Origin of the sequence: Streptococcus vicugnae (genome assembly GCF_016461705.1) — a bacterium.
Classification (GTDB): domain Bacteria; phylum Bacillota; class Bacilli; order Lactobacillales; family Streptococcaceae; genus Streptococcus; species Streptococcus vicugnae.
Genome location: NZ_JAEMHW010000002.1, coordinates 76,626 through 88,822, shown reverse-complemented (window position 1 = coordinate 88,822; position 12,197 = coordinate 76,626). Strand labels below are relative to the sequence as shown.

The following is a 12,197-nucleotide window of genomic DNA, read 5'->3' as shown; positions in this document are numbered from 1 at the left end:
TCAAAAAAAGAGCTTGGAAAAATTCCAAACTCTTTTATTATCATTTACGATACATCTTAAATTGTAAGTACAAATCATTGTAAATACCCAGCCATTTTTGGCCAAGGTTATCATAAACCTCTAAATGTTTAAAGGTTTCTGTTGGGGGATAAAATGCTTTATCTTCCTTGATTTCATCAGGTAAAAGCTTTTTAGCCTTATCATTTGGAGTAGCATAGCCAATGTATTCTGCATTTTGTGCAGCATTTTCAGGTTTTAACATGAAGTTAATGAAAGCATAAGCTTCTTTAATATGCTTAGCCGTTTTTGGAATAACCAGATTATCAAACCAAAGATTTGAACCTTCACTAGGCACCACATAATGCAAATGATTATTTGAATCAAGCATTTCACTAGCTTCACCAGAGAAGGTAACACCTATAGCAGCATCACCATTTATCATATAGCCTTTCATCTCGTCACCAACGATAGCTTTGATATTTGGTGTTAAGTCATCTAATTTCGCCGAAGCTGCGTTTAGTTCAGTCATAGATTTGGTATTTAAGCTATAACCAAGTGTTCCAAGTCCAATTCCCATCACTTCTCGAGCACCATCGACAAGCATGATATCATTCTGATATTCTGACTTCCACAAATCTGACCAATGTTCCGGTGCTTTATCAACCATGGTATCATTGTATACAATACCGAGTGTTCCCCAGAAATATGGTACAGAATAATCATTATTCTTATCAAAACTCATACCAAGGTATTCTTGACCAATATTATCTAAACCAACAATTTTTGATTTATCTAATTTGATCAGAAGATTTTCTTTGCGCATCTTATCAATCATATAATCAGATGGAACGGTAATATCGTAAGTTGTTCCACCTTGTTTGATTTTAGTGTACATTGATTCATTGGAATCAAATGTCTCGTACTGCACTTCAATACCGGTTTCCTTGGTGAATTTTGTAATCAATTCTGGATCAATGTAATCTCCCCAGTTGTAAATCACCAATTTATCAGATTGACTTGAGGAACTTGAGGTCTTTTGCATGTAAACTGAAACACCAAATAAGATAAGGGTCACCGCAATGAGTCCTAAAACAAATGAATATAATCTACGCATCACGTTCTCCCTTCTTATCTTGTGAGATAAAGTAATAACCAATTACCAACAAGACACTAAAGATAAAGACAATCGTTGAAAGTGCATTAATTTCAAGAGAAATTCCTCGGCGCGCACGTGAATAGATTTCAACAGAAAGCGTTGAAAAGCCATTCCCAGTAACAAAGAATGTTACAGCAAAATCATCTAGTGAATACGTAAATGCCATGAAGAAACCTGAAATAATACCAGGGGTTAAATAAGGTAACATAACCTCTTTAAGCATTTGCCATGGTGTTGCTCCAAGATCATAAGCAGCATTAATCATATCATCATTCATTTCCTTAAGGCGTGGCAAAACCATAAGCACGACAATCGGAATTGAAAAAGCAATATGACTAAGCAAGACCGTCATAAACCCAAGATTAAAATGGAACAAATCAGCTAGTCGCGTAAAGAGAATCAAAAAGCTTGCACCAATCATAACATCCGGTGCCACCATCAAAATATTATTCATCGAAAGAATAGATTGTTGGTGTTTACGACGCGCCTGATAGATGAAGATTGCTCCAAATATCCCTATTGCTGTTGCGATAATCGAACTCAAAAAGGCTAGAAAGAAAGTTTGCACCAAAATCAGCATCAAACGATTATCAGCAAACATCTCTGAATAATGCTCCATGGTAAAACCAGTGAAACCATTCATATCACCACCTTGGTTAAATGAGTAAAAAATCAAATAAGCAATTGGGATATATAGGATGATAAAGACAAAAGTCAAATATAAATTTGCAATTTTTTTCATTTTCGTCTCTCCTTAGTCATCCACATAATCACAAGCATTGCCATGATCAAAATCACACCAATGGTTGAACCCATTCCCCAGTTTTGCGTTGTTAAGAAATGCTGTTCAATAGCTGTACCAAGTGTAATCACTCGGTTACCACCAATCAAACGTGTCAACATGAACAAACTCAAACTAGGAATAAAGACTGACTGAACACCACTTCTCACACCATTTAGAGACAGTGGAAAGACAACCTTTGTAAATGTTTGTAAATTATTACCACCTAAATCATGACTAGCATTAATAAGATTATCATCAATGTCATCTAGTGCATTAAAAATCGGTAAAATCATGAACGGAATTTCAATGTAAGAAGCTACAAAAATAAATGAAAAATCTGTAAACAAGATTTGTTTTGGACCAATACCAACAAATGAAAGGAAGGCATTAATCCCACCTTGCTGACCAAAAATTCCCATAAACGCATATGCTTTCAACAAAAGATTAATCCAAGTTGGCAAGACTACAAGCATCAACCATAATTGCTTGTGCTTTAGTTGTGTCAAAAAATACGCTGTTGGATAAGAAATCAACAAAGTCACTAAAGTAATAATAGCAGCATAAAGAATAGAGTTAAAACTCATTCGAAGATAAGTCCAAGAACTAAAGAAAGTCTTGTAATTATCCAAAGTAAAATGACCTTGAATGTCAAAGAAAGACTGCCATAAAATCAAAATAACGGGAGCAATAACAAAAAGTAACAACCATAAAATATATGGAATCGAGAAGAAACTATTTTTCTTCATTGCGCTCCTCCTCGATGGCATGAATCAAACCATCTTCATGTTCTTCCATTTCAACATATTCTTCAAGACGAGCGTCAAATTCTTCTTCTGTTTCATTAAGGCGCATAATATGGATATCTTCAGGCGTGAAATCAAGACCAATAACTTCACCCTCAATTGCCTTACGTGTTGAATGAATCATCCATTCATTACCAAGTTCATCGTGTGCAATGATTTCGTAGTGCACACCACGGAAAAGCTGCGTATCAACTTTAACACGCAATTTCCCTTCTTCTGGCATTGTAATTTGTAAATCTTCTGGACGAATGACCACTTCGACAGCTTCATTTGGTCGCATACCACCGTCAACTGCTTCAAAACGTTTACCATTAAATTCAACCAAATAATCTTCAATCATTTTACCTGGAATGATGTTAGATTCACCAATAAAGGTTGCTACAAAATGGTTAATTGGCTCATCATAAATATCAACTGGAGTACCAGACTGGACAATTTCACCATCATTCATGACAAAAATCCAGTCTGACATTGCTAACGCTTCTTCTTGATCATGTGTAACAAAAACAAATGTAATGCCAAGTCGTTGTTGCAATTCACGAAGCTCGTATTGCATCTCTGTACGTAGTTTTAAATCCAAAGCTGATAAAGGCTCATCCAATAAGACAACACGTGGTTCATTGATAATTGCACGCGCAATCGCAACACGTTGACGTTGACCACCTGATAACTTCTGAATTGGACGTTTCTCAAAACCAGCCAAACGTACCATTTTTAACGCTTCACCCACGCGTCGTTCGATTTCTTTTTTATCGACTTTTTTTAATTTTAGAGGAAAAGCGACATTTTCGAAAACATTCATGTGCGGGAAAAGGGCATAGTTTTGAAAAACGGTGTGAACATCACGTTTATTAATAGGAATATCATTAATACGTTCGCCGTCAAGGAAAACATCACCTGTTGTTGGTTTTAAAAGACCAGCGATGATATTTAAAATCGTTGATTTACCTGAACCTGAAGCACCAAGCAAGGTATAAAATTTTCCTTCCTCAAGTTCGAAGTTAATGTCCTTTAAAACAACTGTACCGTTATCTTCAAATACTTTTGATACGTTTTTAAATGCAATAATTGGTTTAGTCAATTCTCATAAAACCTCCATAGAGCTTCTTTAATCTTTTTTCTCGCCGATAATGCGAACTTCACGTTCTAAACGAACGCCTGAATTTTTCTCAACAGTGTCAATAACGTAAGCAATCAAATCTTCATAATCTTGAGCTGTACCGTCAGCGACATTTACCATAAATCCGGCATGTTTCTTACTAACTTCAACGCCACCAATACGATGACCTTTCAAATTAGCTTCTGTAATTAATTGTCCAGCAAAGTGACCTACTGGACGTTTGAACACTGAACCACATGAAGGATATTCAAGAGGTTGTTTTAATTCACGTAAGTGAGTTAAGCGAGCCATTTCTTGCTCAATTAAAACATAATCACCTGGTTTAAGAGCAAATTTTGCTGAAATCACAACATCACCACTATCTTGAACAGCTGAGTGGCGATAACCAAATTTCATATCACGAGCTTCGATTGTCTTGATTTTACCTTCTTTAGTAAGCACTTGAGCTGACACCAATACGTGTGAAATTTCACCACCATAGGCTCCTGCATTCATAAAGACAGCTCCACCAACGCTACCTGGAATACCACAAGCAAACTCAAAACCTGTTAAACTGTGGTATTTGGCGATACGTGTTGTTTCAACCAAGTTAGCACCAGCTTCTGCTTCAATGACATAGCCATTCACGGTTACAGTGTTTAATTTATCAAACATGATAACAAAACCACGGATACCACCATCGCGAACAATGATGTTACTAGCATTACCAAGGATCATCCATGGAATATCATTTTTGTTAGCAAATTCAACAATACGAATTAATTCATAACGATTACGTGGAAAAGCGAGATAGTCCGCTGGACCTCCCACTTTAGTGTACGTATATTTTTTTAAAGGTTCATTAACACGAATATCAATCCCTTTTAGTTCATCATTTAAAAATTCTAACATTTTCTTCCAACTCTAAAACTATTAATCAAAATTATAATAATCGTTTGATTAAAATCAACCAATACATTTACAAATATTATTAGCTCATTTATGATCAAATGATTTTTATTATCTACTAAAAAATCGGCATAAAGCCGACCTTAATTATAACAAAAAAATCAGCTTTTGACGATATTTAAGACTGAAGTTTTCGCACTTCTTCAAGATTTAATGTTTTTAAATAAGATGTAATAGATTCGCCACAAATCTTAAGAAACGGAGCAATCTCATATAAAGGCATAAGAACAAAAGCGCGCTCTGTCATGTAAGGATGTGGCACCTTAAGATTCTCTGTATTAATAGCCTCGTTACCATACAAAAGAATATCAATATCAATGGTACGCGGTCCCCAATGTTCATGACGAACACGGTCCAAATCTTTTTCAATTTGTTGGCAATCTGACAGCAACTGCTGTGCAGGTAAACTTGTCTCCAATTCACAACAGATATTCAAAAAGTCATCTTGGTCAGTCTTACCCCAAGCATCTGTTTCATAAAAAGATGAAACAATAGTAACTGAGGTTTGAGGAAGCTGATTTAGTCTCTCAAGAGCGGCATCTAGGTATGCTTTTTTATCACCAATATTACTGCCTAAACTCAAATAAACTCTTGTCATGCTCTCTCCCGTTCTAACTCAATTCCGACAGAATCGTAATGACCATTGATCGGTGGATTTTCTTTAGAAATTTTTAGTTGAATAGCTTGAACAAGTGGAAATTGATCAAAAATATCTTGGCAAATAGCACCAGCTAGACGTTCAATCAAAATATATTTGTTTTCTTCTACTTGCTTTTTAATAGCTTCAAAAACTAAACCATAATGAACAGTGTCTTCAAGACAATCAGACTGAGAAGCTTTTTGCAAATCAACAGACAAAGTGCAATCAACAACAAAAATCTGCCCCAAAGTCTGCTCTTCTTTAAAAGCACCATGGTAACCGTAAAAACGGCAACCATTTAAATGAATTTTATCCATATAGTTGTAACAAAGAAGAAAGTCTGAGACATCTTCTCAAACTTACCTTTCTTCTCTTACTCCTTTCAAACGAGTTGACTAATCACTTTAACAATATCGCGATTGACATCCACATTGTGCACGCGGACAATTTGGCATCCCTTAGCAATTGCCCAAGCTGACAAAGCGGCTGTTCCCATATCACGATCCGTTGCAAGAGTTCCACCACCTAGCAGATAATCAACGGTACGTTTACGTGAAATACCAAAAAGAACTGGATACCCAAGCTGACAAACGGCATCTAGACCTTGTAAAAGTTCAATATTTTGTGATTCATTCTTGGCAAAACCAAAACCAGGATCAATCCAAATGTTTTCTCTTGCAACTCCAGCATCTAGTGCTGCCTGAGCACGTTCAGTTAAAAAGTCACAGACTTCTTTTGTGATGTCATTATACTTTTCTTCTTCCTGATTATGCATCAAGATAATTGGAACATTCTTTTCTGCTGCTAGTGCCAACATTTGGCCATCGTAAAGTCCTGCCCAAACATCGTTTAAGATATCAGCACCAGCTTCTAGGGCTGCACGAGCTGTTTCTGTTTTATAAGTATCGATACTGACTAAAACATCAAATTTTTCTTTTAATGCTTTGATAACTGGTACGACACGATTAATCTCTTCTTGGACTTCGACAAATGTATAACCTGGTCGAGTCGATTCACCACCAACATCAATGATTTTGGCACCTTCAGCAATCATTTTTTCAGCTTGAGCAAGAGCTTTTTCAACTGATGTATAAGCCCCACCATCAGAGAATGAATCTGGAGTGACATTTAAAACGCCCATGATACAAGCTTTTCCATCAATATCGTGTTTACCAATTTTCATAACAGTCCCCTTAGCAATCTATCTAACTATTTTCCTAAAATCAAAGATAAAATTTCTTTACGTTCTTCACGATCTTCTTTAAAAATACCTTTAGCAACGGTTGTCACTGTTTTGCTACCTGGTTTTTTAATACCGCGCATTGTCATACACATGTGCTCAGCTTCAATCATCACAAAAATACCTTTTGGATGAAGCGCTTCTTCCAAAGCTGTAGCTACTTGCTCAGTCAAACGTTCTTGCAACTGAGGACGTTTACTAGCCACTTCAACAGCACGCGCTAATTTACTAAGACCAGTTACACGACCATCACTTGGCAAATAAGCAACATGAGCTTTTCCATAAAAAGGAACCAAGTGGTGTTCACACATTGAGTAAAACGGAATATCTTTAACGAGAACAACTTCGTCATGATTTTCGGTAAATACGGCTGTAAATTGGTCTTTTGGATCTTCGTTTAAGCCTGAAAACATCTCTTGATACATTTTTGCAACACGTTTAGGAGTATCTAATAACCCTTCGCGTTTTGGATCTTCTCCTAAAGCTTCTAAAAGTTGGTAAACTGCTGCTTCGAGTTTTTCTTGATTTGCCATTTTCTTTTCCAATCTTTTTATTTTTTCTATTATAGCTTAATTTTGCTGTCTTGACAAAAGTACAGGACGTACTTGAGAAATGAAGTAAAGTGAACCAGTAATAAGATAAAAATCTTCTTGGCTGCCAAAGTCAATCTGATCAATCCAATCTTGCCATTTAGCAACTTTATGGTATTGACTTGGGTATTTATCTAACGGCAATGCATTATGATAAACAAAAGTTGTCACATCTACATCGGATAACTGACTAAGCAAATCAAGCATTGAATCAATAGGCTTAGTATCAATCGCTGCAAATAAGATGTGCAAATGTTTATCTTTATATTTTTGCATAACATTAACAAGAGCTTGAACACTTTCATTATTATGAGCCCCGTCAATCATGACATTTGGAAAGACTAGTTCTGTACGTCCTACCCAATGCGTTTGAGCTAAAGCAACCTTGATAATTCCCTTAGTCACTTTTGGATATCGATTACGTAACATAAATGCTGCTGTAATTGCAAGACTAGCATTACTAATTTGATGTTTTCCTGGCATGGCTAATTCAACTTGTTCAAGTGTCTCGTGTCCTAGATAATCAAAACCGTTTTCATTTTCTTTTACTAAAAAATCTTTACCAAATTCGTAAAGGGGACTTTGACAAGACTTAGCTTTATCAGCAAAGACTTGACGAACATCTGCACGATTTGTCGCAAAAATAAATGGTACTTTTTCTTTTAAAACTCCAACTTTTTGCGCAGCGATTTCCGCATAAGATTCCCCTAAAACATTCTGATGATCTAAACCAATTGATGGACAAAGAACCGCTAAAGCCTTAAACACATTTGTTGAGTCATAAAGGCCACCCATTCCAGCCTCAATAATCGCAATGTCTACTGGATGCATGTGACCGAAATATTCAAACATTAAGACAGTAATAACTTCAAACTCTGTTGCAGGTTCCAAATTAGTTTCAACGGACAATCGTTCCACAACTGGACGAACACGTTCAACCAATTCAAGAAAATCTTTTTCTGAAATCATTTGCCCATTTAAGCTGATACGTTCACGAAAATCGACAATATAAGGTGACGTAAATGTCCCAACTTCATAGCCAGCTAGTGAAAAAATATGTTGCAAATAGCTAGTAACTGATCCTTTACCATTTGTCCCGACAACATGAACAGCGGCAAGCTTCTCTTGAGGATTACCAAGTTCTTCTAGCATCCAAGCCATTCGCTCTAATCCAGGCTTAATACCAAATTTTAACTTGCCATGAATCCAATCTAAAGCTTCTTGATAATTCATTTGATGAATGTCCTACTATGACCAAAAGTTGTTGACATTAAAATAAGATTGAGACATTTACCTCTAAATCTTTCAATGATAAGCTTTTAGCGCATATACCTTTCTCTTATAAAAATACAATAACACTTCTATTATAGCACAAGCAAGCTCAATCTAATGATTTTAGACAGAGCTACTTGCTATTTAAATGACAGTAATTTCATAAACACCACGAACACTGTTACAAGCATATAGATGACTGGCTCTTGCTAAATCAGCTTCTGTCAAATAACGCTCAACAACACGTCCTTCTTTTATAAGACGTTGACGACAAATACCATTTAAAATACCAACGTCAACTGGTGGTGTGTACCATTTACCGTCTATTTCTAAAATTAGATTGCCAATACTTGTCTCTTGAAGATAACCATTTTCTGAAATATAAATACTCTCATTTTCACTACTTGGAAGATGAGGACGATAAGACGTCTTAAAATAGGTAAATGGCGTTTCAATCGACTCATTACGCTTAACAAGCCTAGCTTGCAAATATGATTGTGGCAGTGCTTGAAGTTTCACAGTTTCAAACTTAAATATTCCCTTACGATTCAGTGACAGTCTCATACGATAATCACAATCATCTAGGTTTTTAAGCTGACTTGACAAGTTGGCATAAAATATCTTTTCTGAAAATGGGTAAGCAAAATACCTTGCTGATTCTTTCAAGCGCTTAATATGCTCCTCTAAATAGACGACTTGCTTACCAGATACTTTTGCTGTGGTAATTAAATCGAATTTTGGTTGATTACGATACAAAACCGCAGATTTATCACACGTTTCCTTAAACTCGTCTTTCCAATTACTACCCCAAGTAATGCCGCCGCCAGCACCATAAATCGCTTGACTGCCATGCTTTTGAATGGTACGAATACCAACATTGAAAATAGCATCATCATTAGGTAGACAAATTCCGATTGCTCCACAGTAAACACCACGAGGATGGGGCTCTAGCTGGTTGATAATCGACATGGTAGCAATTTTCGGAGCGCCTGTGATTGAACCACAAGGAAAAAGAGCAGAAAAAACATCTAAGAGAGTTTTATCGGACTGTAATTGGCTTTCAATAGTTGAGGTCATTTGCCAAACTGTTGAATATTGCTCAACATCACAAAGTTTGGTAACCTGAACACTACCAATTTCTGAAATACGTCCCATATCATTGCGTAACAAATCAACAATCATCATGTTTTCAGCACGATTTTTACTATCATGTGCTAGCCATTCTTTGTTAGCCAAGTCTTGCTTGTCAGTGTTGCCACGGGCAACTGTTCCTTTCATGGGACGTGTCACTAACTGTTGACCCTTTTTCTTAAAAAATAACTCAGGACTAACAGACAAAATGGCAAAATCATCGTGTTCAATATAACAATTATAAGCTGCTTCTTGTTCAACCACTAAATGATTATATAACTCAAAAGCATCACCCTCTAATTGACTCGTTAATTGCAAAGTATAGTTTACTTGATAGGTATTTCCCTGCCTGATTTCTTCTTTAATCCTTTGAATTGCTTTTTCATAAGTTTCCTTACTTGTTTTTGACTGCCATGATTTCGGCAAATTAACAGATTTTTGTGATTGACAAGGAAATACCTCTATTTTTACCGCTTTGTGAACCGTAAAATAAGCAAGATATTCACCAGAAAGAACCTCTGATTTGACCGAAAACTTGTTATCAAAAGCATTGGCAGCCTCGTAACTTAGATAACCAACAACATAGTAACCTTGTTTTTGATAATCTTCTACTGCTTGTAAGATTTTCTTAACATCAGCTACTGATTTTGTTGCTAGCTCTGCTAAAGGTTTCTCGAAAATCAAACGCTGACCTAGTTCCTTAAAATCAACAACAGTCTTTTTGTGCATATTAGCTCCAAACTACTTATTTTTTCGCATGACAATAAATTGTCCAAGAACAAAAACAACAATGGCTATCCAGATAAAGACAAAACCTTTGAGCTGTCCTGAAGCTATTGTCTCCTTAAAAATGAGAACTGCAATAATCAATTGAATGGTTGGATTAATGTATTGAATGAACCCAATAATGTTTAACGGTGCCCGTTTAACAGCTTCGGCAAATAACAGCAAAGGAACAGCTGTTACCACGCCAGAAAGTATTAGTAAGATGTTTTCAAAGCACGAGTAATCTAGCATACTTTCTTTACTAAAAGCTAGCAAATAGACCAAAACAAACGGAGCAACTAAACTACTTTCAACCAACATTGCTACATCACTTGAAAGACGAACATTTTTCTTGACCAATCCATATAAGCCAAAAGATAACGCTAGAAGAACTGATATAAGCGGGATTTGACCAGTATCAACAGCTAAAACACCAACACCAATTCCAGCAATGATAATAGCTAAGCTCATCCATGGGCTCAAACGCTCATGTAAGAAAATAAGAGCAAGCAGAATTGAAACAAGAGGCATAATGTAATATCCAAAACTTGCTTGTGTCGCCTGGCCATGAGCTACCGCATAAATATAGGTGAGCCAGTTAATGGCAATCAAAAAGCTAGCTAAAACCATCATAAATAGCTTCTTTTTATCAGATACTAATTCCCGAATTTCAATCTGGTAACGTCTCTGATTACGTGATAGAACCATGTAAACTAGCATGGTAAGCACCGTAAAAATGATACGATAAGAAAAGGTGTTATATGAACTAACACCTGAAAGTAATTTCCAATAAAGAGATAAAAATCCCCACAAAATGTAGGTTACTAAACCAAGTAGAAAACCTAAATTAGTCTTTTTCAACAAATACTCCTTTAGTATCTACATGTAAAGCAACAACTTCACCATTTAAATGAAGTGATTGAATAGCCTTTAAAACATTGCTTTCTTGATTTTTTGGTGCTAACACCATAACAGTTGGTCCGGCTCCTGAAAGATATGTTGCATAAGCTCCAACTTGATGCGCTTTTTCTTTAATCTGAGCAAATTCTTTAACTAATTTTTGACGGAAACGTTCATGGAAAAGATCTGCTTCAATAGCTTTCCCAGCTTTTTCCAAATCACCTGTCAAAAGCGCCGCAATAGCAACATTAGCAATTGATGAGGCTGCTACTGCTTCTTTGTAAGAAAATTGAACAGGTAAAACATTACGGCTATCGCTTGTTTTTAATTCATAGTTTGGGATAAAAGCAACAAATGATGCTTCTGGGAAAGTAGCCACTGTGCTATTTACTTTTCCGTCAACGTATGATGACACCACTAGATTACCAAAAATAGCTGGCGCTACGTTATCTGGATGCCCTTCAATTTTAGTTGCAAGTGTCAATTTTTCATCATCAGACAGGTTCAAGCCAGCCAATTGATTGGCTAACTCAATTCCTGCAACAATAACAGATGAGGATGATCCCAAACCACGAGCTAAAGGAATATCAGATACCATCTTTATACGATGAGGTTTTAAATCAGATTTCACTTGCAAAGCTGTTGTAATCAAAAGATTTGTACCATCACTTGGAACATCACCTAAATCATGCAAAACTTCCCAATGGTCAGCAGGCTCTAAAACCTCGATAGTCAAGTACTTAGAAACCGCAACACCGACAGAGTCAAAACCTGGTCCAACATTAGCAGAGGTTGCTGGTACTGTAATTTTCATATCACTATTAATGCTCAAACGAGCTTCCTTTCAC

13 protein-coding genes are annotated in these 12,197 nt (G+C 36.3%); all 13 read right to left on the bottom strand.

Annotated features, from left to right (window positions below; all coding sequences use genetic code 11):
• Positions 1-40: 40 nt before the first annotated feature.
• The 13 genes from JG537_RS03930 to thrB all read right to left on the bottom strand — a co-directional run bounded on the left by JG537_RS03930 (position 41) and on the right by thrB (position 12,163).
• Positions 41-1,114 carry an ABC transporter substrate-binding protein gene (locus JG537_RS03930; RefSeq protein ID WP_199543794.1) on the bottom strand — a complete coding sequence of 358 codons (1,074 nt, stop codon included), beginning with the start codon at positions 1,112-1,114 and terminating at the stop codon, positions 41-43.
• Positions 1,107-1,898, bottom strand: coding sequence for an ABC transporter permease (locus JG537_RS03925; RefSeq protein WP_199543793.1), 792 nt, complete (start codon positions 1,896-1,898; stop codon positions 1,107-1,109). The genes JG537_RS03930 and JG537_RS03925 overlap by 8 nt, the downstream gene beginning before the upstream one ends.
• Positions 1,895-2,686 carry an ABC transporter permease gene (locus tag JG537_RS03920; protein ID WP_132868817.1) on the bottom strand — a complete coding sequence of 264 codons (792 nt, stop codon included), beginning with the start codon at positions 2,684-2,686 and terminating at the stop codon, positions 1,895-1,897. The genes JG537_RS03925 and JG537_RS03920 overlap by 4 nt, the downstream gene beginning before the upstream one ends.
• Positions 2,673-3,824 (bottom strand): ABC transporter ATP-binding protein, encoded by a 1,152-nt coding sequence (locus JG537_RS03915; protein ID WP_132868816.1) that lies wholly within the window; start codon positions 3,822-3,824, stop codon positions 2,673-2,675. The genes JG537_RS03920 and JG537_RS03915 overlap by 14 nt, the downstream gene beginning before the upstream one ends.
• A gap of 27 nt (positions 3,825-3,851) precedes the next feature.
• Positions 3,852-4,754, bottom strand: a complete 903-nt coding sequence (gene murB / locus JG537_RS03910) for a UDP-N-acetylmuramate dehydrogenase (RefSeq protein WP_199543792.1) — start codon at positions 4,752-4,754, stop codon at positions 3,852-3,854.
• Between the two features lie 175 nt (positions 4,755-4,929).
• Entirely contained in the window at positions 4,930-5,409 is a 480-nt protein-coding gene (gene folK / locus JG537_RS03905; protein ID WP_199543791.1) for a 2-amino-4-hydroxy-6-hydroxymethyldihydropteridine diphosphokinase, read from the bottom strand.
• Positions 5,406-5,768, bottom strand: a complete 363-nt coding sequence (folB, locus tag JG537_RS03900) for a dihydroneopterin aldolase (RefSeq protein WP_199543789.1) — start codon at positions 5,766-5,768, stop codon at positions 5,406-5,408. Before folB ends, folK begins: the two co-directional genes overlap by 4 nt.
• Positions 5,769-5,833: 65 nt before the next feature.
• Positions 5,834-6,634, bottom strand: a complete 801-nt coding sequence (folP, locus tag JG537_RS03895) for a dihydropteroate synthase (protein ID WP_199543787.1) — start codon at positions 6,632-6,634, stop codon at positions 5,834-5,836.
• 26 nt (positions 6,635-6,660) lie between these two features.
• Complete coding sequence (gene folE / locus JG537_RS03890) at positions 6,661-7,224, bottom strand: GTP cyclohydrolase I FolE (RefSeq protein ID WP_199543785.1); 564 nt, start codon at positions 7,222-7,224, stop codon at positions 6,661-6,663.
• 36 nt (positions 7,225-7,260) lie between these two features.
• Positions 7,261-8,514 carry a bifunctional folylpolyglutamate synthase/dihydrofolate synthase gene (locus tag JG537_RS03885; RefSeq protein ID WP_199543783.1) on the bottom strand — a complete coding sequence of 418 codons (1,254 nt, stop codon included), beginning with the start codon at positions 8,512-8,514 and terminating at the stop codon, positions 7,261-7,263.
• 183 nt (positions 8,515-8,697) lie between these two features.
• The gene (pabB, locus tag JG537_RS03880) at positions 8,698-10,413 is read right to left on the bottom strand and encodes an aminodeoxychorismate synthase component I (RefSeq protein ID WP_199543781.1); all 1,716 of its coding nucleotides are present in this window, start codon (positions 10,411-10,413) and stop codon (positions 8,698-8,700) included.
• Between the two features lie 12 nt (positions 10,414-10,425).
• Positions 10,426-11,310 (bottom strand): EamA family transporter RarD, encoded by an 885-nt coding sequence (gene rarD / locus JG537_RS03875; RefSeq protein WP_199543779.1) that lies wholly within the window; start codon positions 11,308-11,310, stop codon positions 10,426-10,428.
• A complete protein-coding gene (gene thrB / locus JG537_RS03870) occupies positions 11,297-12,163 on the bottom strand; it encodes a homoserine kinase (protein WP_132869322.1) in 867 nt (288 codons plus the stop codon). The genes rarD and thrB overlap by 14 nt, the downstream gene beginning before the upstream one ends.
• Positions 12,164-12,197: the final 34 nt, after the last annotated feature.

Bases quoted from the DNA above. Each gene is read 5' to 3' on its own strand.
- JG537_RS03930 (WP_199543794.1), bottom strand. From the start codon at position 1,114: ATGCGTAGATTATATTCATTTGTTTTAGGACTCATTGCGGTGACCCTT.
- JG537_RS03925 (WP_199543793.1), bottom strand. From the start codon at position 1,898: ATGAAAAAAATTGCAAATTTATATTTGACTTTTGTCTTTATCATCCTA.
- JG537_RS03920 (WP_132868817.1), bottom strand. From the start codon at position 2,686: ATGAAGAAAAATAGTTTCTTCTCGATTCCATATATTTTATGGTTGTTA.
- murB (WP_199543792.1), bottom strand. From the start codon at position 4,754: ATGTTAGAATTTTTAAATGATGAACTAAAAGGGATTGATATTCGTGTT.
- folK (WP_199543791.1), bottom strand. From the start codon at position 5,409: ATGACAAGAGTTTATTTGAGTTTAGGCAGTAATATTGGTGATAAAAAA.
- folB (WP_199543789.1), bottom strand. From the start codon at position 5,768: ATGGATAAAATTCATTTAAATGGTTGCCGTTTTTACGGTTACCATGGT.
- folP (WP_199543787.1), bottom strand. From the start codon at position 6,634: ATGAAAATTGGTAAACACGATATTGATGGAAAAGCTTGTATCATGGGC.
- folE (WP_199543785.1), bottom strand. From the start codon at position 7,224: ATGGCAAATCAAGAAAAACTCGAAGCAGCAGTTTACCAACTTTTAGAA.
- JG537_RS03885 (WP_199543783.1), bottom strand. From the start codon at position 8,514: ATGAATTATCAAGAAGCTTTAGATTGGATTCATGGCAAGTTAAAATTT.
- pabB (WP_199543781.1), bottom strand. From the start codon at position 10,413: ATGCACAAAAAGACTGTTGTTGATTTTAAGGAACTAGGTCAGCGTTTG.
- thrB (WP_132869322.1), bottom strand. From the start codon at position 12,163: ATGAAAATTACAGTACCAGCAACCTCTGCTAATGTTGGACCAGGTTTT.